Source organism: Brevundimonas abyssalis TAR-001 (assembly GCF_000466985.1).
In the GTDB taxonomy this organism is placed as follows: domain Bacteria; phylum Pseudomonadota; class Alphaproteobacteria; order Caulobacterales; family Caulobacteraceae; genus Brevundimonas; species Brevundimonas abyssalis.
In genome coordinates this window covers 13,976-34,817 of sequence record NZ_BATC01000003.1, presented here as the reverse complement: position 1 = coordinate 34,817, position 20,842 = coordinate 13,976, and the positions used below count along the sequence as shown (strand labels likewise).

At 67.6% G+C, this 20,842-nt stretch carries 20 protein-coding genes and 1 pseudogene; 9 read left to right on the top strand and 12 right to left on the bottom strand.

The features are described 5' to 3' along the window. Window positions 1–37: 37 nt before the first annotated feature. Window positions 38–988: an acetyl-CoA carboxylase carboxyltransferase subunit alpha gene (locus MBEBAB_RS01355; protein ID WP_021696121.1), complete on the top strand. Its 951-nt coding sequence runs from the start codon at window positions 38–40 to the stop codon at window positions 986–988. Between the two features lie 121 nt (window positions 989–1,109). On the opposite strand, the gene MBEBAB_RS01350 is transcribed toward MBEBAB_RS01355, so the two are convergent. The 8 genes from MBEBAB_RS01350 to MBEBAB_RS01315 form a co-directional block, all read right to left on the bottom strand. Continuing rightward, window positions 1,110–1,808 (bottom strand): pirin family protein, encoded by a 699-nt coding sequence (locus MBEBAB_RS01350; protein ID WP_021696120.1) that lies wholly within the window; start codon window positions 1,806–1,808, stop codon window positions 1,110–1,112. 123 nt (window positions 1,809–1,931) lie between these two features. Continuing rightward, window positions 1,932–4,118: a glycine--tRNA ligase subunit beta gene (gene glyS, locus MBEBAB_RS01345; protein WP_021696119.1), complete on the bottom strand. Its 2,187-nt coding sequence runs from the start codon at window positions 4,116–4,118 to the stop codon at window positions 1,932–1,934. Continuing rightward, window positions 4,118–4,525: a hypothetical protein gene (locus tag MBEBAB_RS01340; RefSeq protein ID WP_148291395.1), complete on the bottom strand. Its 408-nt coding sequence runs from the start codon at window positions 4,523–4,525 to the stop codon at window positions 4,118–4,120. Before MBEBAB_RS01340 ends, glyS begins: the two co-directional genes overlap by 1 nt. Then, entirely contained in the window at window positions 4,522–5,442 is a 921-nt protein-coding gene (locus MBEBAB_RS01335) for a glycine--tRNA ligase subunit alpha (protein WP_045318639.1), read from the bottom strand. Before MBEBAB_RS01335 ends, MBEBAB_RS01340 begins: the two co-directional genes overlap by 4 nt. 71 nt (window positions 5,443–5,513) lie before the next feature. Next, complete coding sequence (locus MBEBAB_RS01330; protein ID WP_021696116.1) at window positions 5,514–6,026, bottom strand: hypothetical protein; 513 nt, start codon at window positions 6,024–6,026, stop codon at window positions 5,514–5,516. 128 nt (window positions 6,027–6,154) lie between these two features. Next, the gene (locus MBEBAB_RS01325) at window positions 6,155–7,030 is read right to left on the bottom strand and encodes a 4-(cytidine 5'-diphospho)-2-C-methyl-D-erythritol kinase (protein ID WP_021696115.1); all 876 of its coding nucleotides are present in this window, start codon (window positions 7,028–7,030) and stop codon (window positions 6,155–6,157) included. Beyond that, entirely contained in the window at window positions 7,027–8,793 is a 1,767-nt protein-coding gene (locus tag MBEBAB_RS01320) for a tetratricopeptide repeat protein (RefSeq protein WP_021696114.1), read from the bottom strand. Before MBEBAB_RS01320 ends, MBEBAB_RS01325 begins: the two co-directional genes overlap by 4 nt. A gap of 15 nt (window positions 8,794–8,808) precedes the next feature. Next, on the bottom strand, window positions 8,809–10,557 hold the full coding sequence (locus tag MBEBAB_RS01315) for an electron transfer flavoprotein-ubiquinone oxidoreductase (RefSeq protein ID WP_021696113.1): 1,749 nt from the start codon (window positions 10,555–10,557) through the stop codon (window positions 8,809–8,811). 88 nt (window positions 10,558–10,645) lie between these two features. Here MBEBAB_RS01315 and MBEBAB_RS01310 point away from each other — a divergent pair, with 88 nt between their 5' ends. The 7 genes and pseudogenes from MBEBAB_RS01310 (at window position 10,646) to MBEBAB_RS01280 (ending at window position 16,725) form a co-directional block, all read left to right on the top strand. After that, the gene (locus MBEBAB_RS01310; protein WP_045318638.1) at window positions 10,646–11,434 is read left to right on the top strand and encodes a uracil-DNA glycosylase; all 789 of its coding nucleotides are present in this window, start codon (window positions 10,646–10,648) and stop codon (window positions 11,432–11,434) included. 158 nt (window positions 11,435–11,592) lie between these two features. Beyond that, on the top strand, window positions 11,593–13,194 hold the full coding sequence (locus MBEBAB_RS01305) for a lytic transglycosylase domain-containing protein (RefSeq protein WP_242397016.1): 1,602 nt from the start codon (window positions 11,593–11,595) through the stop codon (window positions 13,192–13,194). Between the two features lie 116 nt (window positions 13,195–13,310). Beyond that, entirely contained in the window at window positions 13,311–13,772 is a 462-nt protein-coding gene (locus tag MBEBAB_RS01300; protein ID WP_045318651.1) for a hypothetical protein, read from the top strand. Window positions 13,773–13,932: 160 nt separating this feature from the next. Next, complete coding sequence (locus MBEBAB_RS01295; protein WP_021696109.1) at window positions 13,933–14,388, top strand: hypothetical protein; 456 nt, start codon at window positions 13,933–13,935, stop codon at window positions 14,386–14,388. Window positions 14,389–14,473: 85 nt separating this feature from the next. Further along, a complete protein-coding gene (locus tag MBEBAB_RS15970; protein ID WP_148291394.1) occupies window positions 14,474–14,884 on the top strand; it encodes a hypothetical protein in 411 nt (136 codons plus the stop codon). Window positions 14,885–15,054: 170 nt separating this feature from the next. Next, window positions 15,055–15,543 (top strand): peptidase S1, encoded by a 489-nt coding sequence (locus MBEBAB_RS01285; RefSeq protein ID WP_148291393.1) that lies wholly within the window; start codon window positions 15,055–15,057, stop codon window positions 15,541–15,543. 100 nt (window positions 15,544–15,643) lie between these two features. After that, window positions 15,644–16,725 (top strand): annotated as a pseudogene (locus tag MBEBAB_RS01280) (PA0069 family radical SAM protein). On the opposite strand, the gene folP reads toward MBEBAB_RS01280, so the two are convergent. The 4 genes from folP to MBEBAB_RS01260 all read right to left on the bottom strand — a co-directional run bounded on the left by folP (window position 16,695) and on the right by MBEBAB_RS01260 (window position 19,836). Continuing rightward, complete coding sequence (gene folP / locus MBEBAB_RS01275; protein WP_045318649.1) at window positions 16,695–17,540, bottom strand: dihydropteroate synthase; 846 nt, start codon at window positions 17,538–17,540, stop codon at window positions 16,695–16,697. The pseudogene MBEBAB_RS01280 and the gene folP overlap by 31 nt on opposite strands. 62 nt (window positions 17,541–17,602) lie before the next feature. Beyond that, the gene (locus tag MBEBAB_RS01270; protein ID WP_021696104.1) at window positions 17,603–17,905 is read right to left on the bottom strand and encodes a winged helix-turn-helix domain-containing protein; all 303 of its coding nucleotides are present in this window, start codon (window positions 17,903–17,905) and stop codon (window positions 17,603–17,605) included. Window positions 17,906–17,908: 3 nt separating this feature from the next. Next, window positions 17,909–18,547, bottom strand: coding sequence for a hypothetical protein (locus tag MBEBAB_RS01265; RefSeq protein WP_021696103.1), 639 nt, complete (start codon window positions 18,545–18,547; stop codon window positions 17,909–17,911). A gap of 59 nt (window positions 18,548–18,606) precedes the next feature. Next, window positions 18,607–19,836 carry an acyltransferase family protein gene (locus MBEBAB_RS01260; RefSeq protein WP_021696102.1) on the bottom strand — a complete coding sequence of 410 codons (1,230 nt, stop codon included), beginning with the start codon at window positions 19,834–19,836 and terminating at the stop codon, window positions 18,607–18,609. 163 nt (window positions 19,837–19,999) lie between these two features. On the opposite strand from MBEBAB_RS01260, the gene MBEBAB_RS01255 reads away from it, so the two are divergent. Continuing rightward, window positions 20,000–20,785 carry an enoyl-CoA hydratase gene (locus MBEBAB_RS01255; RefSeq protein WP_021696101.1) on the top strand — a complete coding sequence of 262 codons (786 nt, stop codon included), beginning with the start codon at window positions 20,000–20,002 and terminating at the stop codon, window positions 20,783–20,785. The last annotated feature ends 57 nt before the right edge of the window (window positions 20,786–20,842 follow it).

The following is a 20,842-nucleotide window of genomic DNA, read 5'->3' as shown; positions in this document are numbered from 1 at the left end:
TTCCGCCGCTTCCCGATCAGCCGCCCACCGGACATCCATGGCCGCCCGTCACTACCTCGATTTTGAAAAGCCGATCGCCGAGCTTGAAGCCAAGATCGAGGAGCTGAGCCTGCTGTCCGAATCCGCCGGCTCGTTCGAGACCGAGGTGGCGGGGCTGCGGAAGAAGGCGGAGCAGCTGCGCAAGAAGACCTACGCCGAGCTGGACCCGTGGCGGAAGACGCAGGTGGCGCGCCACCCGCAGCGCCCGCACCTTGGCGACTATCTGGCGGGCCTGTTCACCGACTTCACCGAGCTGCACGGCGACCGCAAATTCAGCGACGATCAGGCCATCATCGGCGGGCTGGGCCGGTTCCGGGGCCAGGCCTGCGTGGTCATGGGCCACGAAAAGGGCCACGACACCGCCAGCCGCCTGACTCACAATTTCGGCATGGCCCGACCCGAGGGCTACCGCAAGGCGGTGCGCCTGATGGACTTGGCCGAGCAGTTCGGCCTGCCGGTCCTGACCTTTGTGGACACCGCCGGCGCCTATCCGGGGCTGGGCGCCGAGGAGCGCGGCCAGGCCGAGGCCATCGCCCGCTCCACCGAGCGCGGCCTGACCCTGGGCACGCCCATGATCGCCACGGTCACCGGCGAAGGCGGATCGGGCGGCGCCATTGCGCTGGCCGCCGCCAACCGGGTGCTGATGCTGGAGCACTCCATCTATTCGGTGATCTCTCCCGAGGGCGCCGCCTCGATCCTGTGGCGCGACGGGGCGCGGGCCAAGGACGCGGCTGCGGCCATGAAGATCACCGGCCCCGACCTGATTGATCTGAAGATCGTGGACCGTCTGATCCCCGAACCTCTGGGCGGCGCCCACGCTGATCCCGCGACCGCCATCCAGACCGTGGGCGACGTGCTCGAGGAAGAGCTGAAGGCCCTGACGGCGATGACGCCCGACGCGCTGAAAGCCCAGCGCGCCGAGCGCTTCTACGCCATCGGAAGATTCTAGAGCCTGATCGGTTGAGGCGGGATCGGTTCGCGATCCCGACGATGCCGTGAATCAGGCTCTCGCTTCAAACTGGACCGAAATCTGAGCCCGGCTGGACGTGTCCAACCGGGCCGATTTCGGTCTAGGCCGCGTCCACCAGGACGATTTCCGCGTCGTTGATCGCCGTCACTGTGATGACGTCCTCATTCTCGATAGCCGCCCCGTCGCGGGCGTTCAGGCGGACGCCGTTGACCTCGACCTCGCCCTTCGCGGGAACCAGATAGCCGCGCCGGGTCGCGCCCAGCGCATAGTCGGCGCTCTCGCCCGCCTTCAGGGTCGCGCCCACCACCCGAGCATCGGTGCGAATGGGCAGGGCGTCCGCGTCCTCGTCGAAGCCTGAGGCCAGGACCACGAACTGACCCGCCCGGTCGCCCTTCGGGAAGGGTCTGGCGCCCCAGGCTGGCTTTTCGCCCTGACGGGTCGGCAGGATCCAGATCTGGAAGATCCGCGTGACGTCCGGCTCCGCATTGTACTCGGCATGGCGGATGCCGGTGCCCGCACTCATCACCTGGACGTCGCCGGCCTCGGTGCGGCCCTTGTTGCCCAGGCTGTCCTCGTGGGTGATGGCGCCGTCGCGGACATAGGTGATGATCTCCATGTCGGCGTGGGGGTGAGGCGGAAAGCCCGAGCCCGCCGCGATCTCGTCATCGTTCCAGACGCGCAGGTTGCCCCACTGCACCCGGTTCGGGTCGAAATAGCTCGCGAACGAGAAATGGTGTTTGGCCTTGAGCCAGCCGTGGTCGGCGCCGCCCAGGCTGTCGAACGGTCTGCGCTCGATCATGATGGTGTCTCCCTCAAGGGGTGGATGTTGACACTCAGATAGGCGCGGCGGACGCGAGGGAAAGCCCTAACTGGCACACATATTGTTACTGATGAGGCGCGGGATGGACAGGAGACGGGCGCGCTAGCCCGTCACCTGCCCGAAGTCGGCCACGCGGCCCATGACGTCGCGCACCTGACCCAGCAGCTTGAGCCGGTTGTCCCGCTCGGCGGGCACGTCGGAGTTGACCATCACCTTGTCGAAGAAGGCGTCCACAGGGCTGCGCAGCTTGCTCAGCGCCGTCATGGCGGCGGCGAAGTCCTCGGTCTGAAGCGCCGCATCCACCGCCGTCCCGGCCGCGCCGACCGCGAAGGCCAGAGTCGTCTCTTCGTCCGGCTGGTTCGGCAGGCCGGTCTGGACCATGCCCATGGGCACATCGCCCTTCTTGGCCTCGGCCTTCAGAATGTTGGACGCCCGCTTGTACCCCGCCAGCAGATTGGCCCCGTCGTCCGTGGCGAGGAAGGCCCCCAGGGCCTCCACCCGGCGCACGATGCGCACCAGATCGTCGTCGCCCAGCGCGAACACCGCATCCACCAGATCATGGCGCTGGCCCTGGTCGCGCAGGAGGACTTTCAAGCGGTCAAGAAAGAACTCAACCAAATCGGGTTGCGCCGGTTCGAACAAGGCTCGGTGAATGGTGAGACGAGGACCGCCCGCTTGGGCTGCGGCCAGCATTCGATTGGTCCAGTCATCGGTGAACTTCGACTGAGCAGATTCAATTGTTCTTTGATTGTCGCCGTCGTTCTCAACGAGATGAGATACCGCGTCCCGTTCCACGCGATAGCCATGGGCCATCAAGCGATGGTTGAGCGAAAACCGGACGTTGCTGCTTAGTACCAGCCGCAGGAAGCCTAACGCCGCCCGCCGCAGGGCGAACGGGTCCTTGGAGCCCGTGGGCTTCTCGTCGATGGCGAAGAAGCCGACCAGGGTGTCCAGCTTGTCGGCCAGCGCCACCGCCACCGTCAACGGCGCCGTCGGAACCGTGTCCCCCGGCCCCTGCGGCTTGTAGTGATCGCGGATCGCGTCGGCGATGGCGTCGCCGTGCTCGGCCCGCGCATAGTACCCGCCCATCACGCCCTGCAGTTCCGGGAACTCGCCCACCATGCCGCTGGCCAAGTCGGCCTTGGCCAGACGGGCCGCCAGCGCTGCCTCCTCCGGATCGGCCCCCACCAGCGGGGCGATCTCGCGGGCCAGGGCGGCGATGCGGTCGACCCGCTCGGCCAGGGTGCCCAGCTTCGCATGGAAGGTGACGCCCTTCAGCTTCTCCCGCCAGGAGTCGAAGCCCACCTTGCGGTCCTCGTCCCAGAAGAAGCGGGCGTCGTTCAGGCGGGCCGACAGCACGCGGGAGTTGCCCGCCGCCAGCGCCTTGCCCCCGTCGGTCGCCTCCACATTGGCCACCACCACGAAGTGGGGCGCCAGCCCGTCCTTGGCCGGGTCGCGCACGGCGAAATACTTCTGGTGCACCTTCATGGACAGGCGCACCACCTCGGGCGGCAGGTCCAGGAACTGCGGGTCCATGTCGCCCAGGATCGGCGTCGGCCATTCGGCCAGCCCGGCCACCTCGTCCAGCAGGCCGTCGTCGTCCACCAGCGCCAGACCCTTGTCGGCGCACACGGCCTTGGCCTGCTCCAGAATGCGCAGCTTGCGATCCGCCACGTCCAGCATGACGAAATTGTCCTGCAACTGGCGGCGATAGTCGGCGAAGTCGCGGATCTTTAGGCCCCGGCCCGTGCCCAGGAACCGGTGCCCCTCGGTGATGTCATGGGCCTCGATGCCGTCGATGGCGAACGGCACGACCTTGCCGTCAAACAGGCACAGGATGCGCTTGATGGGCCGCACCCACCGCAGGGTCCCTGACCCCCATCGCATGGACTTGGGCCAGGGGAAGGCGCGCACCACCGCATCCACCGTCTCGGCGACCACCTCGGTGGTCGCCCGGCCGGTTTCCTGAACGCGGGCGTAGAGCACGCCGTCGCGCTCCTCCAGCTGCTCGCGGGTCAGGCCGGTCTTCCTCAGAAAGCCCTCCAGCGCCTGCGGCGGCGCCGAGGCCTTGGGGCCCTTCAGCTCCTCGTCCCGGTCCGGCGTCGCCGCCGGCAGGCCCTCGATGACCAGCGTCAACCGCCGCGGCCCGGCGAAGGTCGTCAGCGCGTCCCACGTCAGGCCCTCAGCCTTCAGCCGGTCACCCACCAGCCGCTCCAGATCCCGCGCGCCCCCCGCCTGCATCCGCGCAGGGATTTCCTCGGAGAAGATTTCAAGAAGAAGCTGGGGCATCAGGTCTGCTGCTCACGGTTGACCGACAGCTTCAGGCTGCGGACGGCTCCGGTCTGATCGGCTGAAAACTCGATCTGGATGATGAAAGGGATGGGGCTGAGCGCCAGAGCCTGAATCATTTCTGCATGCTCGACGCCAACCATGAATTCCGCGGCAAGGCCCGCCTCGGTCCGATCAACCCATCCCATGGGGGTTTCCTCGTCGAGCGCATACCCGACAATAGAAGCCTCGATCGTCCGCTGACCCTCGCCGATCTCCGCCAGGGCCGTGACCGTCCAGCGTGGAGCATACTCGACCTTGTGGAACGGCAACCGGAGCGCGCTGTTTGAAAACGACACCATGCCTGACACCGCTTCGGACTTTGCGCTGCGTCTGTCCGCCAAGGTTATGACGCGGTCGCTGGTCACGCTGTCTTCCGCTCTTGTTCGACGTAGGCGAGCGCACACGCTTTGCACAGGTCCCGGATGCGGCCGATGTAGCTCTGCCGTTCGGCCACGGCGATGGCGCCACGGGCGTCCATCAGGTTGAACAGGTGGCTGGCCTTCAGCACCTGATCATAGGCGGGCAGGACCAGCGCCTGGCCCTGCGGTCCGGTCATGGCCAGGAAGCGCGAGACCTCGCCCACCATGTCCTCGAAGCGGCGCTTCAGCCCGTCCACGTCATAGCCGTGGAAATTGGCTTCCGACTGCTGGCGCTCGTTCTCCAGGAACACCTCGCCATAGGTGACGCCGTCGTTGTTGAAGCGCAGGTCATAGACGTTGTCGACGCCCTGCACATACATGGCCAGCCGCTCGAGGCCGTAGGTCAGCTCGCCCGATACCACGTCCACCTCGATGCCGCCGACGCCCTGGAAATAGGTGAACTGCGTCACCTCCATCCCGTCGCACCAGACCTCCCAGCCCAGCCCCCAGGCCCCCACCGTGGGGTTCTCCCAGTCGTCCTCCACAAACCGGATGTCGTGCAGCTTCGGATCGATCCCGATCCGCTTCAGGCTGTTCAGATACAGATCCTGCAGATCGTCCGGATTCGGCTTCAGAATAACTTGGTACTGGTAATAATGCTGGAGGCGGTTCGGATTTTCGCCATAGCGGCCGTCGCCGGGGCGGCGGCTGGGCTGGACGTAGGCGGCCTTCCACGGGCGCGGGCCCAGGGCGCGCAGCACCGTGGCCGGGTGCAGGGTGCCCGCCCCCACCTCGATGTCATAGGGTTGCAGGATCGCGCAGCCCTTCTCGCTCCAGTAGGCGTGCAGGGTCAGGATCAGGTCCTGGAAACTCAGCGGTTCAGTCGTCCTGGAAGACAAGGCCGTATCCGGATTTGCGGGCATTTCGCGGGCGCGAAAAAAGACGGCGGACCATAGGGCCCGCCGCCTTGTGCATCAATGCCGGATGGCGACGTTCAGAGGCCCGGTGGCTCCGGATCCATGGGGTCGTCATCCTCCTCGCCCGCGTCCGGCGCCGGATCAATGGGCGGCGTCGGCATGGGCGCGTCCTGCGGCGGATCAATCCTGTCCTGATTGGCTGGATTCATGGGATCCGGCGTCGGGGCCTCCATGTCGGTCGGCGTCTCCATCGGCTCGACCGGCATCGCCGGGTCGGGGCGGGGCGTCATCGGCGACGGCGGCTCCGTTGGCGCTGCGTCCATGGGCTCAGAGGAATCTGTGTCGGCATCGATGTCGGTCGGCGCGCTCCAGCCTTCCTCCTCGACCTGCTCATAGGGCACTGCGCCGTCGGGCATGGCGGACACCGGACGTTGGCCGGGCGCCGGCGGCGGCGGCTCCATGGGATTGGTCTGCATGGCGTCCGGCGGCGTGTTCGCCGGGCTCACGGGGTCGGTTTCCTGAGCGATAGCGGTCGGGGCCAAGAACAGGGCCGCCGCCGCACTGGCCGTCATCAGGCGCTTGCGAAGCATCGGTGGTCTCCTTCTCAGTTCGGCCGCCGCGTGCCAGCGGCCGGATAACCCGACTTCTGAAAGGACAATCCGGCATCGGCCCGCTGTGTTCCCTGCAGCCGCAGGGAAGATTCGTGCCGGACCCGGCCTCAGGCCAGGCGGCAGGGCGCGACCCACCAGCCCGGATGAGCCTGTGACAGGACGTCAGCGGCAGAGCGCGCGCCCTCTGCCGTCTCGAACAGGGCGAAGACGGAGGCGCCCGATCCGGTGACCCGGGCAGCCAGAGCGCCGCGCGCCGAACCCGCCGCCTCCAGAGCCGTGCCGATCAGGGGCGCGAGGCCGATGGCGGGCGCCTCCAGATCGTTGCGCGTGGTTTTCAGCCAGTCCGCCAGTTCTGAGGCCGAGGCGAACCCGGCAGGCATGTCCGGCGCGTCCGCCGCCGGGCGGGCCGCTTCGTCAAAGGCCCGGTAGACCGCGCCCGTAGGCGATGGAACGCCGGGATTCAGCAGCACGGCGTGAATGTCCGGCAGGCTCGGCGCCGGGCTCAGCACCTCTCCCCTGCCCCGGGCGATCACGGGCCGCGCGGCGAGACACATGGCCATGTCGGCGCCGAGGGGTTCGGCGATGCGGGTCAGGGCCGCGTCGTCCAGATCAAGGTCGAGCACCTCGCGCGCGGCCTTCATGACCGTCGCCGCGTCCGACGATCCGCCGCCGAGGCCCGCCGCCACCGGCAGGCGCTTGTCCAGCCGCACATGCACCGGCAGGCGGTCCAGACCCACGGCGCGAGCCATTGCGTCCAGCGCGGTCTCGACCAGGTTCGGCCCGCCGTCGATGCGCGCCGCGAAAGGTCCGGTGGTCTCCAGACGAAAGGCGTCGGCGCGTTCCACCGCCACGCGGTCGCCCGTGTCGGCGAACACCGCCAGGCTCACCAGCGGGTGATAGCCGTCAGCGCCCGGCGGCCCCACGTGCAGGAACAGGTTCACCTTGGCCGGGGCAAGACGCCAGGCCGGTTCGGCGGTGCTCACGGATTGACGGGGCTGGCGCTCTGGCCGTTGTCGGCGCGGGCGACGGCGCTGACGGACTGAACGGCGCCCAGTCCGCGCTCCAGCTTGGCCTCGACCTGCGCGCGCAGATCCGGCTCGGGAGCCAGGCTCAGGGCGCGGCTCCACTGGAATTCCGCCTCCCGCCGCCGACCGACCTGCCAGTAGGCGTCGCCCAGATGGTCGTTGATGACCGCGTTGCCCGGCTCCAGCGACACGGCCAGCTCCAGGGTCTCGACCGCCGCCTCGAACTGGCCCTGGCGATACTGGGCCCAGCCCAGCGAGTCCTGGATGTGGCCGGAGTCCGGCTCAGCCGCCACGGCGCGCGCGATCATCTCGGCGCCCTGATGCACCCGCTGGCCGCTGTCGACCCACATATAGCCCAGATAGTTCAGCACCTCGGCGTTGTCAGGCTCCTCCTGCAAGGCCGCCCAAAGCTCGGCCTCGGCTTCCTCGAAGCGACCCAGGGATTCATAGACCGCGCCCCGGGTGAAACGCACCTGCCAGGACTGGTCGCCCGTGTTCAGGGCGGGGCCGTTCAGCAACTCCAGCGCCTCCTGATACCGCTCCTGCGACGTCAGCAGGCCGGCAAGGCCGTAGACCGCCTGCGGATCCTCAGGGGCCGCGTTCAGCGCCTCGCGGGCATGGATCAGGGCGTCCTCGTCCCGGTCGTCCTCCTGATAACTCCAGGCCATCTGCTGGCGAGCGGCCGCATACAGGATCGGTTCGCCCATGCCGATTTCGGCGAAGGTCGCGCGGGCGGCGGTGGTCAGGCCGGCTTCCTGCAGGGTCTGGCCCAGCAACAGACGGGTCTGGTCACTCTCGTCCAGCCCCAGGGCCAGGCGCAGATAGACGGCGGCGAACTCGTTGTTCTCTTCAGCCAGGGCTGCGGCCGCAGCCGCACCGAGCCCCAGGGCCGCGCCTTCGCGCAGGGTCGGAACCGGCACGGGGCGGCCGCGCGACACGACGCGGTCGCGCGCCAGACGGGTCGTCAGATCCGTGGCCCCGGCCTCGATCGCGGCGTCGAACAGGGCGAGAGCCTCATCACGCCGTCCCCGTCGTTCGAGGAATTCGCCATAGGCGGTGCGGAACAGCGGCGCCGTGGGCGCGGCCCCGGCCAGTTCGCCGAGGATCGATTCCGCCGTCGCATAGTCCCGGCGTTGCTCCAGAAGCAGGGCGCGATGATAGCGGGCGAACAGACGTGCGAGAGGATCCACGTTGGCGGGCGGCTCGGCCAGGGCGCGGTCCCAGTCCCCCGCAGCGGCGGCGATCCAGGGCTGGACGAACAGCCCGGCGCGGGCGTGGGGGAAGCCGATGGGCTGGCCCGTCAGCACGGCGTTGGCCTGTCGGGCGTCGCCGGCGCCATAGGTCCGCACCACCGAGACAAGGCGGCCGGCCTCGGCCACGGTGGGGCTGACGCCCTCACCGCTGGGCGACAGGCGCGCGGCCACATCCAGATCTCCGGCCAGCAGCGCCGAGGTGAAGGCCTGGTCCCTCAGACGGGTCTGATCCGGTTCGGCGGCCTGGGCGGCGGCCAGATAATCGGCGCCCGTGCTGCTTTCGCCCAGGGCCATGGCGTTGCGGCCCGCCAGGAACAGGCCGTAGCTGGACCTTCCACGCTCATCCACCGGCACATCGCTGAAATCGACGAAACGGACCGGCCCAGCCACCTCCAGCGGTTCGGCCAGGGCGGGCGTGGCGGCGGCGATCAGGGCGGCGAGCGCCGCGGCGGTCAGGGTGCGCGTCATGGTGCGAGGATGGCCTTACATATTGGGATAATTGGGGCCGCCGCCGCCTTCAGGCGTGGTCCAGACGATATTCTGCGAGGGGTCCTTGATGTCGCAGGTTTTGCAGTGGACGCAGTTCTGGGCGTTGATGACAAAGCGCGGGTCCGTACGGTTCACTTCGTCCCCATACACCACCTCATAGACCCCGGCGGGGCAATAGAGCCGCGCGGGCTCTCCGTACTCGGGCAGATTGACCCGGATGGGGATGGAGGGATCCTTCAGCCGCAGATGCGCAGGCTGCTCCTCGGCGTGGTTGGTGTTGGAGATGAACACCGACGACAGCTTGTCGAAGCTGAGCTTTCCGTCCGGCTTGGGATACTTGATCGGCTTGTAGTCCCTGGCCTTGCCGGTGGATTCCGCATCGGTCTTGCCGTGCCTGACCGTGCCCCAGGGCGACCAGCCGCCGAACAGCGAGGTGATCTGCATGTCGATGCCGCCCAGCAGGGTGCCCAGTGTCGCGCCGTATTTCGACAGCAGGGGCTTCACATTGCGGACGAGCCTGAGCTCCTTTGCAATGTCCGAGGCCTCGTAGGCGGTCTGGTATTCCACCAGTTCGTCGCCCGAACGCCCCGCGGCGATGGCGTCAAAGGCGGCGTCAGCGGCCAGGATGCCGGAGCGCACCGCATTGTGGCTGCCCTTGATGCGCGGCACGTTCACGAAGCCGGCCGAACAGCCCACCAGCACGCCGCCGGGGAAGGCCAGCTTCGGCACCGACTGATAGCCGCCCTCGGTGATGGCCCGCGCGCCGTAGGAGATGCGCTCGCCCCCCTCCAGATGCTCGGCGATGGCCGGGTGGGTCTTGAAGCGCTGGAACTCGTCGAAGGGCGACAGGAACGGGTTCTTGTAGTTCAGGTGCACAACGAAGCCGACGGCCACATAGCGGTCGCCGAAGTGATAGAGGAACGACCCGCCCCCGGTCTTGTCGTCCAGCGGCCAGCCCAGGGTGTGCTGGGCCAGGCCGGGCTGATGCTTTTCGGCCGGAACCTGCCACAGCTCCTTCAGCCCGATGCCGAACTTCTGGGGCTCGGCCTCGTCGCACAGATTGTGACGGGCCATGATGGTCTTGGCCAACGAACCGCGCACGCCCTCGCCGATGAAGACGTACTTGCCGTGCAGCGCGATGCCCGGCTGATAATCGTCGGTCTTCTTGCCCTCGCGATCAATGCCGAACACGCCGGCGACCACGCCCTTCACCCGGCCCGAGGGCTCGTCCCAGACCACATGGCTGGCGGCCATGCCGGGATAGACCTCCACACCCAGCGCCTCGGCCTGCTCGGCCAGCCAGCGGGTCAGATTGGCCAGCGAACCGATGTAGCAGCCGTGGTTCTTCATGTACTTCGGCTGGGGCAGCCAGGTGATGTCGATGTCGCCCTGGGGACCCAGCACCAGGAACCGGTCCTTGGTCACCGGCGTGTCCAGCGGGGCGCCGCGTTCCTTCCAGTCAGGGAACAGCTGGCTCAGACCCGACGGGTCGATCACCGCGCCCGACAGGATGTGGGCGCCGACCTCGGAACCCTTTTCCAGCACAGCCACGGAGAGCTCTCGCCCTTCCTTCTCGGCGCGCTGCTTCAGGCGGATGGCGGAGGCCAGGCCCGCCGGCCCGGCGCCGACGATGACCACGTCATATTCCATGACCTCGCGCTCGGCGTCTGCGCCCAGTCCGCCGCCGATGGCCGCTTCCTCAGCTTTGTTTTTGGCGCCGCCTTCGACGATATCCTCAGCCATGATCCCCTGAATCCTCGTTTCTTATGGGTTTGAACCACTATCCGAAGGTGACGTGACGGTGGTCAAGGACTATCCCTGTCCTTGAACCATGAACGTGCTCAACCCGGAAATCGCTGCGACCGAAAGCCTTCTCGCCTTCTGGCGGGACGCCGGCGTCGATGCGTGCTTCGCAGAAGCCCCGGTCGACCGAACCTTCGTCCCCGCCCCGCCAGAGCAGAAGGCGACCCTGAAGGCCGTCGCCTCGGTCTCCGCCCCTATGGATTTCAGCGGCGCGGTCGGCGAGGCCCGCCAGCTGGCCGCCCAGGCCGGCGATCTGGACGCTCTGAAGGACGCCATCGCCGCCTTCACCGGCTGTCCCCTGCGTGACATGGGGGCGAGTCAGGCGGTGTTCGCGCGCGGCGCCCCCAGAGCGCCCATCCTGGTCATCGGCGAGGCCCCCGGCGCGGACGAGGATGCGCAAGGCGCGCCCTTCGTGGGCCGGGCCGGCAAGCTTCTCGACAAGATGCTCGACGCCGCCGGCCTTCTGGACAAGGTCTTCATTACCAACACGGTGTTCTGGCGTCCGCCCGGCAACCGCACCCCGACGCCACAGGAGCAGATGGTCTGCGCCCCCTTCGTCGAGCGCGCCTTCGCCCTGATCCAGCCGAAAGCCGTTCTTCTGCTGGGCGCGGCGGCGGCCAGGTCTGTGCTGAAGACTGACGAGGGCATCATGAAGATGCGTGGTCAGTGGCGGGAATGGCGGCTGAACGAAGGCAGCGTGGCGGCCCCCGTCCTGCCGACCCTGCACCCCGCCTTCCTGCTGCGCCAGCCCATTGCCAAGCGCATGGCGTGGGCGGATATGCTGGAGTTGGCCGCGACACTGGACGCGGCGGATTAACCCTTTCGCCTTGAAGAGGCCCCATGGCGCTGGCACGAAAGCGGCCTGACGACCGACCGTGTGCGTAGGGGCGACCTGAATCGAGACAGGTCGAGCCATTCCGGAGGGGGCCGCCAATGAAGCGGACAAGCCGTCGCGTCCTTGGCGCGCTGACATTCATGGCTGTGCTGGCCGGCGCGGGCGCGGGCCTGGCCCAGGTGCCCCGCGCGCTGAGCGATTCCGACCGGCTGTCCTACACCACCGCCTTCGACGCCCTGCGTCAGGGCCAGTTGGACGCCGCGCGTGAAACGGCCGCCCGCATTCAGGATCGCGTCCTGCTGGGCCAGCTGGAGTTCGAACGGCTGTTCCACGCCAATCACACCGCCACCTATGAAGAGCTGTCGGCCTGGCTGGAGGACTACGCGGACCTGACCCCGGCCCCACGTGTGTACGCCCTGGCCCTTCGGCGCCGCCCCGACGGCGCGCCCGAGCCGCGACGCCCCGGCGTGGTCGCGTCCCTGCGCAACTGGGCCAGCGTTCAGGCCGCCGGCGGCGAGTCGGTCGGCGAGGACATCTTCACCCCGCCCGGACCCCGCGAAGCCCGCATCGCCCTGAACGCCGACGACCTGCCGCGCGCCTATGAGTTGGGGATTGCCCTGGGTGATCACTGGACGGCCGGCCTTGCGGCCTGGCGCATGGGCCGGTTCGCCGAAGCCTTCTCCGAGTTCGAGATCGTGGCGCTGGACCCGCTGGAAGATCCGTGGGTGCGTTCCGGCGGCGCTTTCTGGACCAGCCGTGCGGCCTATGCCTCGGGCCGGCAGGACCGGGTGCAGGAGTATCTGCGCCTCGCCGGCCGTTGGCCCGCCACCTTCTACGGCCAGATCGCCCTCCGACAACTGGGCGAGGACCCGGTGATCGAGAACCTCGGTCCCCAGCCCTACATGGCTGTGATCGCGGCCGCGGACCGCGGGCCGGAGCCCATGGCGGTCGAGGCGGACGCCCTGGCGGCCTTCGTGGCGTCCAACGACCAGGCCCGCCGCGCCGTGGCCTTTCACGAACTGGGCCGGTCAGAGGAAGCCCAGACAGAACTGAGAAATGGCCTGCGTCGCGCCTCGGACGACGACCGGACCCTGTGGGCGGCCCTGGCGCGGGGGCTGGCGCCCCGGCGCGGTCTGTCCTCCGCCGTCCGCATCGACGCCAACGCCTATCCGATGCCGGTGCTGGAGCCCGAGGGCGGCTTCACCATCGAACGGGCGCTGGTCTACGCCATTGCGCGCAAGGAAAGCGGCTTCGAGCCCCAGGCCCGCAGCTCGGTGGGCGCCTACGGCATCATGCAGGTGATGCCGACCACCGCCGCCGAACTGGCCGGCGATCCGGGCTTCGTGCGCGACCCCCAGCGCCTGTGGAACCCGGCGGTGAACCTGCGTCTGGGCCAGGCCTACATCACACGCATGCTTGGCATGGGGGCGTTCCAGGGCGATCTTCTGCGGGCGGTCGCCTCCTACAACGCAGGGCCCGGCCCCATGCTGGGCGCCCTGCGGCGGCTGGGACCGAACCCGGATCCCCTGCTGCTGATCGAGACCATCGACGTCCCCCAGGCCCGCGCCTATGTGGAAGACGTGGTGGCCACCTACTGGATCTATCAGCGCATGATGGGCCGCCCGCTGCACACCCTGGACGCGGTCGCCTCAGGTGCGACGCATATCCCGCTGGCCCTGGACCATGTCCCGCCCCAGCCTGCCGGGACTCCGGAGTCCGGCGCGTCCGCCGAGACCCGCTGACCGCGTTTCACGCGTCACGTTCAATCAGCTTTGCAGAACGATAAGGGCGTGTAGTATCGCTGTTGTCTGAAGAGCGCGCGCAGTGCGCGTGGGGCTGATTATCTGGGGTGTTCACCATGAAAAACCTTCTGGGCGTTGCCGTTGCGGCGCTGCTCGTCGCCGGGCCCGTCGCGGCTCAGGATATTTCCGCCAGCCCGCATGCGGGCACGGTGCGTCTGTCGGCCGGCTTCACGCCGGATCCTTACAACATCAGCGTCACGGCGGGGGGCACCATCCGCGCCAGCGAGCGCTTCTCGGGCTGCTACGGCTACATCTCACAGGCGCCGGACGTGCGCCTGCACTGGTCGGGCGGCGGCAATCTGCCGCTGATTATCTCGGCGTCCTCCTCGCGTGACACTACCCTGGTGGTGAACGCTCCGAACGGCCGCTGGTACTGCGACGATGACAGCGGCGAGGGCACCAACCCGTCCTTGCGCTTCGGAAGCCCCATGAGCGGCCAGTACGACATCTGGGTGGGCAGCTACGGCGGCGACTATGTGTCGGCGACCCTGTCGATCTCGGAACTGTACAGCAACTGATCTGCCTTTGCGCACCAGAGAGGCCCGGCCCCGCAAGGGCCGGGCCTTTTTTTATGAACGGCGGATGAACACGCCGTTCGTGTTACGGCTACGCTTCCGCTAGTAAGCGTAGCCGTGTCCCTGAAACGGACATTTTTTCAAATCGCTTGAGGTTCTTCTGATGAAACAAATTCTTGGCCTGGCGGCGGTGGCCGTGCTCATGTCCGCGCCGGCCGTCGCGCAGGATGTCTCCCGCTCGCCCAGCTTCGGCACGGTCAACCTGTCGGCCGGGTTCACCCCGGACCCCCGCACGGTTGAGGTCGTCGCCGGCGGCAGCATCAACGCGAGCAATACCGCGTCGGGATGCAACGGCCGCATCGCCAGCGCGCCCGATGTGCGGGTGAACTGGAACGGCGGCGGCAGCCTGCCTCTCGTGTTCAGAACGCGCTCGAGCAGCGACACCACCCTGGTCATCAACGGTCCCGACGGTCGCTGGTACTGCGACGACGACAGCGGCGGCAGCCTGAACGCCCGCGTCGTTTTCCGCAACGCGACTTCCGGCCAGTATGACATCTGGATCGGCACCTTCGGCGAACAGACGGCGCCGGCCACCCTGGTGATCACCGAACTCCAGTAGGCTTCAGGAAAGGCCCGGCTCAACGCCGGGCCTTTCTTCATTTCCAACGGTTCCGATCACCGCGACACGATGACCGGCAAGGTTCATGATCAGCACACCGCTGTCGGGAAAAGCGGCGCTTGAAGAGGACGAAAAAATGAAGAGTTTATGGGGGGCGGGGGCGCTCGCTATGCTGTTGACGGGAAATGTCGCAGCGCAATCTTGGCCGAATCCAAATCTTCGACCGCTTCATGGGGATATTCACCTGAGCGCCGGGTTCCTTCCCGATCCGCATGACCTGCGGGTCAACGCGGGCGGACCGATCCGGGTGAGCGATTTCCAGTCCGGCTGTTCGGGCTATGTCAGCGAAGCGCCGACCGTCAGCCTGCACTGGTCGAGCGGAAGCGGCGGCCTGCCCCTATTCTTCACGACCACCAGCGCGGAGCGCGACCCCACCATACTGGTGCGCGATCCAGCGGAGCCTGGCACTGCGACGACGACGGCGGAGTCGGGCTGAACCCCCTGTTCGAGGCCAGGAGCGCCCGGACAGGCCGATATGACGTCTGGATCGGGACATTTTCCAACACCCGGGGCGCCGCCACGTTCAGAATCACTGAACTGAGCGACAGTACGGGCGGCTCGCTGTCTTCATTCTCACGGCCGCTGGACTCTACCCCTCGAGCCGTGGTGACCGGCCGTCCCCCCAATCATTATCTGTCGCCCAGATCCGGGGTCATCAACCTGTCGGCCGGATTCGTACCGGATCCGCGAACCCTGAATGTCACCGCAGGCGGGAACGTCCGGGCTGGGGATTTCAGTTCCAGTTGCGTCGGCTTCATCAGCGATGCGCCTACGGCCCGACTGGAGTGGAGAGCCGGCTCAGGAAGTCTGCCGCTGCTGATCTCCGCCCGTTCAGATACGGACACCACCCTTGTGGTGCGAGGGCCGGACGGTTCATGGCATTGCAACGATGACGGCGCCGGCGATCTGAACCCCCTGTTCGCCGCCACGGCTCCGCAGTCGGGGCGATATGATATCTGGATGGGGCGCTATTCCCAGGGCACGACCAACGCCGTTCTCAACATTTCCGAAGTGATCGGCAATGTGAGCACGGCCCATGGATCCCTCGATGACGACTGCGAATATGCGGACTGGGACGATCCAGACTGTTGGTGAGCCCTCATCCCTGAGCGACATTGAAAACCCGGCTGCACGCCGGGTTTTCTAATGCCGTATTTGTTCTTGTTTTGTTCTATATCTGCGCTATGGTGTGGGCATGTCGTCCAGCACCGTCCCAAAGGGCAGAGGGGCCAGATCCAATGCATCCGGCCGATACGAGAGCAACCGGGAAGAGGGTTTCGACGACGGCTGGACCGGCGACGACGCGGCGGCCGCGCCCCTGCGCACCACCCTCACGCCCGAGCGGGCCAGGAAGATCATCACCCGGAACGACAGCCCCGACGTGGGCTTCGACCGATCCATCAATCCGTATCGAGGTTGCGAACATGGCTGCATCTACTGCTACGCCCGTCCGGCCCATGCCTGGATGGGCCTATCCCCGGGCGTGGATTTCGAGAGCAAACTCTTCTTCAAGCCCGAAAGCGCGCGTCTGCTGGAACAGGAGCTCTGCGCCCGGCGGTATGTCTGCAAGCCCATCCACATAGGCGGCAACACCGACCCTTATCAGCCTGTGGAGCGGGATGAGCGCATCACGCGGGGGGTGGTTGAGGTGCTGAGCCGTTTCAACCATCCGTTCAGCATCATCACCAAATCGGCCCTGATCGCGCGCGACACCGACCTGATGGGTCCGATGGCGAAAAAAGGCCTGGTCAGCGCGGCGGTGTCCATCACCACCCTGGACCGAAAGCTGGCCCGCGCCATGGAGCCTCGCGCGGCGACGCCGGCCAGGCGGCTGGAGGCCATATCCCGCCTGGCGGACGCAGACGTGCCGGTGACGGTGGGCTTCGCTCCCGTCATTCCGGGCCTCAACGACCACGAAATGGAGCGGTGCTGGAGGCGGCGAAAAAGGCCGGGGCGACCGGCGCTATGTACGTCACATTGCGCCTGCCGCTGGAGATCAAGGATCTGTTCCGCGAATGGCTGGCGGAGGCGCGGCCCGACCGGGCGAAACGGGTCATGTCGCTGGTGCGCCAGACCCGAGGCGGGCGCGACTACGATCCCGACTGGGGCCAGCGCATGAAGGGAACCGGGCCCGTGGCGGAGCTGATCGCCACCCGGTTCAGGGCGGCGGTGAAGCGCTACCACCTGGATGGGCCGCGCAGGATGCTGGACGTCAGTCACTTCCGCGTGCCGCCCGAGGCGCGCAGTCAGCTGGACCTGTTCGACCTGGCGAGCTGACCCGATCCGGCGCTCGCGACCGCCGCCTGGACTTGCAGCGCCTGGACGGTCTCGCGCACGTCGTGGACCCGGACCATGGCCGCGCCGCGTCGGGCGCCCTCCAGCGCCAGGGCCAGGGAGCCGCCCAGCCGGTCCATCGGATCCGTCGCCGTCGGATCGACGGCCTGAATGGTCCGCTTGCGGCTGGCGGCGTAGAGCACGGGGAAACCCAGAGTCGTCAGCTGACCCAGATGCGCCGTCAGAGCCAGGTTGTGTTCCGCCGTCTTGCCGAACCCGATACCCGGGTCCAGCCAGATGCGCTCGCGGGCCACACCTGCCGTCATCGCCGCTTCAGCGCGGGCGATGAGCCAGTCCCGCACCTCGGCCGCCACGTCGTCATAGCGAGGATCAGCCTGCATGGTGCGCGGCGCGCCCTTCATGTGCATCAGGATGACACCGCAACCCAGTTCGGCGGCGACGGCCGGGCTGTCGGCGCGGTGGGTCAGCGCCGTGACGTCGTTCCAGATGGCGGCGCCGACGGCCACGGCGGCGCGGGCCACGTCCGGCTTCATGGTGTCGATGCTGATGACGGCATCGGGCCGTTCGGCGCGGATCCCCTCAATGACCGGCACGACACGGGCGATTTCCTCGGCCGCAGCGACCGGCTCGGCGCCGGGCCGGGTGCTTTCACCGCCGATGTCCAGCACGTGGGCGCCTTGGTCGAGCATGGCGAGCGCATGATCTACAGCGGCCGTGACGGTGTCATGGCGGCCACCGTCGGAAAAGCTGTCCGGCGTCACATTGACGATGCCCATGACGCGCGGCCGCCTATGCATCGGCGTGTCCGGGTGCGCGCCGAACACCACATCCCCGAGGCGGGCGAGCCAGCTCCATTGGCTCATGACCTGTCTCCGATCAGGGCGCCGATGGCCTCCACATAAGCCTGGAAGGCCTTACGACCGGCGTCTGTTAGGCGCACGCGGGTCAGGGGCTTCTTGTCCACAAAGCTCTTGTCGATGGCCACATAGCCTGCCTCCTCCAGCTTTTTCAGATGGATGGACAAGTTGCCCTGAGTGGCCTCCAGCGCGGTCTTGAGCTCCGTGAAGTCGGCCACTTCGGCGTCGGCCAGATAGACCATGATCCCCAGCCGGATGCGGCCGTGGATGATCTCGTCGATGCGTCCGAGATCGTGCAGCCCCATGGATCAGGCCGCCGCCCGCGCGCGCAGGGCGCCGCTCAGCATGATCCAGCCGGGCGCGGCGAACAGCAGGAACAGCGCCGCCGTGGAGACATAGAGGTAAAGCAGCGGCTCGCGGACAAGCAGGCCCAGCGCGATCGCGGTGATCCAGCCGCCCAGACAGGTCGCCAGCATCCACGCCTTCTTGCGCAGGCTCCACGCCACGAACCAGGCCGCCGCCTGGATGGCGAAGACCATGGCCGGATAGTAGAGCCAGACGGCGAAATCCTGATCCCGCATGGCCCCGGCGCCGAACACCACGATCACCGCCAGATTGACCATGCCCGTGGCGCTGAAGGCCGCGTTCAGGGTGCGCGTCACCACCGGGCCGGGGCGCGGCTGTCTCCTGTCCTTTCGCCAGGCCCAGATCAGCACGGCGATCATGGCGGCGGTGATGGCGATGATGAAGGCCAGGGTGGGCGCGGGCGGCCAGAGGATCCAGCCCCAGGACTGGCCGATGTGAAACAGACACTGCACCCCGTACAGAAGACCGCCCGCCAGATAGGCGACGCCCATAGTGAAATGCCCTTGCGGCCCGCCGCCGGAGATGACGGAGCGGAGATAGGCCAGGTCGTCTTCGGGGGATGAAGTGAGGGGCGCGGGCATGGGGGCGATTCCTGTAACGGCCTGATGCTGGGGTGAACGAGCGGGCATGGCTTGGCAAGTCATTCGGCAGGCGGGGCGGCGGTGACGGCGACGGGCGCGGCCGGGCGGCGCCACGGCACGCGGCGGCCGTTCAGCCAGCGGCCCATGAAGCTGTGGCGGATCAGCAGTTCGTAGGTGATCAGCGAGACGGCCATGACGCCCGCGATGACGGCGGCCAGCTTGGCGAACCATGGCCAGTCCAGGCCCAGCATCAGAACCTGCCCAACCATCACCAGCGGCAGGTGAATGATGTAGATCCAGTACGAGGCGTCGGCCAGATAGCGACGCACGCCGCTGACGCCCGAGGCGAACCGCAGGGCCAGGGCCGTGGCGGCCAAGGCGCCGGCATAGACGGCGAAGGCGTACAGCGCGGCCATGCCGGCCTTGGTCTGCGGGTCGGTCACCGGCGCCATGCTGGGGGTCGCGCCGCCGCTTAGGAGGAAGGCGCCGGCTCCCGTTCCCAGCGCCATGACGGTGAAGGGCGCCCAAAGGCTGCGGATGCCGGTCAGCAGGTCACGACGACGATCGATCAGGGCGCCGAAGCCGAAGGCAACGCCGAACGCCGTCAGGGCGGCGGGATTGGGGACCAGTCCGGTATCGAGCGTGGGGATGCCGAAGAAGGGAATCCAGTTCGGCGTCAGATACAGGGCGACAGCCAGCGGCGCGGCCAGGATCACGGGCGTCCACGGCCCGATCAAGCCGCCGGTCAGGCGGTCCACCGCCCTGCCCCAGCCCCCGTTCCGGTCCAGGGCCGCGAAGGGCGCGCGCAAGAGCAGCAGGACCGCGTAGAGGATCAGCAGCACCCACAGGAACCACAGGTGGGTCAGGGGGAAGGTCTGGACGGTGAGCGGCGGCGGCGGCGGTCCCTCGGGCATGGTTCCGCCGTTGTTGATGACCGCCACCCAGATCAGCACGGCGATGATGGCCGCCAGTGTCGGCCCCCAGAACACCGCCAGCGGGCCGGCGATGCGGCTCAGGCGGTCACGGATAAAGCCGCCTACGCCCCTGCGCCCGATCATCATGTGAGCGAACAGGCCCGCGATCAGGAAGAAGGCGGTCATGCGGAACAGGTGGATGGCGAAGAACAGCGCCCCGGCGGCGGGCGAAGTCTGGCCGTCCGCCACCACCCACATGGGCATGGGCGTATAAGCCATGGCCGCGTGCAGCACGACGCCGAGCAGGAGGGCGAAGCCCCTGAGGGCGTCTAGACCGTGCAGGCGGTCGACGGGTTCGGGTGATTGGACGGTCATGGCGCTCTCCGATATGGACGTGTTAATGAATGGCATAGACTTGTCTATTTTACAAACTTGTTTTTCATGCGCCGCCAACTTGGGAGTGCTTAGCGGTTGGGCAAGTGTTTCCAGCGGCCATGGGGACGCGCTAGACGGGGCCCGCATACAAGGGAGACCCGCCATGGCCGAGACCTATGAAACCCTGCTGATCGAACGGCACGCCGACGGCTATGCGGTCGTGACGCTGAACCGGCCCAAGGCGCTGAACGCCCTGAACAGCCAGGTCTTCGCCGACCTGACGGCCTTTCTGGACAGCGTCGAGCGCGATGACACTGTGCGCTGCATCGTCCTGACCGGCTCGGAAAAGGCCTTCGCGGCCGGCGCCGACATCAAGGAGATGGCGGACCAGTCCTACGCCCAGATGTTCACAGAGAATTTCTTCGCCGCCGGTCACGACCGCATCACCCGGTTCAGAAAGCCCATCATCGCAGCGGTGTCTGGCTATGCCCTGGGCGGCGGCTGCGAGTTGGCCATGCTGTGCGACTTCATCATCGCCTCTGAAACGGCGAAATTTGGCCAGCCGGAGATCAATCTGGGCGTGGCGCCGGGCATCGGCGGCTCCCAGCGCCTGACCCGGCTGGTGGGCAAGTCCAAGGCCATGGACATGATCCTGACCGCCCGCATGATGGACGCCGCCGAGGCGGAGCGCGCCGGACTGGTCAGCCGCGTCGTGCCGGGCGAGCGCCTGCTGGACGAGGCGCGCGAGGCGGCGGCGAAGATCGCGGCCCACAGCCCCCTGGCGGTCATGGCCAACAAGGAGATGGTCAATGTGGCCCTGGAGAGCACATTGACCGAAGGCGTGCGCTTCGAGCGGCGGCTGTTCCACAGCCTGTTCGCCTTCGAGGACCAGAAGGAAGGCATGGCCGCCTTCGTCGACAAGCGGAAGCCGGATTTCAGGGGGCGTTGAGTCCAGAGTCGCGTTGACCCCTGCGCAGCCATCGGCTATAGGCCCGCCCTCTTGAGA

Excerpts from the sequence above, each read along its gene's own strand:
- MBEBAB_RS01355 (WP_021696121.1), top strand. The coding sequence starts at position 38 with ATGGCCGCCCGTCACTACCTCGATTTTGAAAAGCCGATCGCCGAGCTT.
- MBEBAB_RS01350 (WP_021696120.1), bottom strand. The coding sequence starts at position 1,808 with ATGATCGAGCGCAGACCGTTCGACAGCCTGGGCGGCGCCGACCACGGC.
- glyS (WP_021696119.1), bottom strand. The coding sequence starts at position 4,118 with ATGCCCCAGCTTCTTCTTGAAATCTTCTCCGAGGAAATCCCTGCGCGG.
- MBEBAB_RS01335 (WP_045318639.1), bottom strand. The coding sequence starts at position 5,442 with ATGCCCGCAAATCCGGATACGGCCTTGTCTTCCAGGACGACTGAACCG.
- MBEBAB_RS01330 (WP_021696116.1), bottom strand. The coding sequence starts at position 6,026 with ATGCTTCGCAAGCGCCTGATGACGGCCAGTGCGGCGGCGGCCCTGTTC.
- MBEBAB_RS01320 (WP_021696114.1), bottom strand. The coding sequence starts at position 8,793 with ATGACGCGCACCCTGACCGCCGCGGCGCTCGCCGCCCTGATCGCCGCC.
- MBEBAB_RS01315 (WP_021696113.1), bottom strand. The coding sequence starts at position 10,557 with ATGGCTGAGGATATCGTCGAAGGCGGCGCCAAAAACAAAGCTGAGGAA.
- MBEBAB_RS01310 (WP_045318638.1), top strand. The coding sequence starts at position 10,646 with ATGAACGTGCTCAACCCGGAAATCGCTGCGACCGAAAGCCTTCTCGCC.
- MBEBAB_RS01305 (WP_242397016.1), top strand. The coding sequence starts at position 11,593 with ATGGCTGTGCTGGCCGGCGCGGGCGCGGGCCTGGCCCAGGTGCCCCGC.
- MBEBAB_RS01300 (WP_045318651.1), top strand. The coding sequence starts at position 13,311 with ATGAAAAACCTTCTGGGCGTTGCCGTTGCGGCGCTGCTCGTCGCCGGG.
- MBEBAB_RS01295 (WP_021696109.1), top strand. The coding sequence starts at position 13,933 with ATGAAACAAATTCTTGGCCTGGCGGCGGTGGCCGTGCTCATGTCCGCG.
- MBEBAB_RS15970 (WP_148291394.1), top strand. The coding sequence starts at position 14,474 with ATGATCAGCACACCGCTGTCGGGAAAAGCGGCGCTTGAAGAGGACGAA.
- folP (WP_045318649.1), bottom strand. The coding sequence starts at position 17,540 with ATGCATAGGCGGCCGCGCGTCATGGGCATCGTCAATGTGACGCCGGAC.
- MBEBAB_RS01270 (WP_021696104.1), bottom strand. The coding sequence starts at position 17,905 with ATGGGGCTGCACGATCTCGGACGCATCGACGAGATCATCCACGGCCGC.
- MBEBAB_RS01265 (WP_021696103.1), bottom strand. The coding sequence starts at position 18,547 with ATGCCCGCGCCCCTCACTTCATCCCCCGAAGACGACCTGGCCTATCTC.
- MBEBAB_RS01260 (WP_021696102.1), bottom strand. The coding sequence starts at position 19,836 with ATGACCGTCCAATCACCCGAACCCGTCGACCGCCTGCACGGTCTAGAC.
- MBEBAB_RS01255 (WP_021696101.1), top strand. The coding sequence starts at position 20,000 with ATGGCCGAGACCTATGAAACCCTGCTGATCGAACGGCACGCCGACGGC.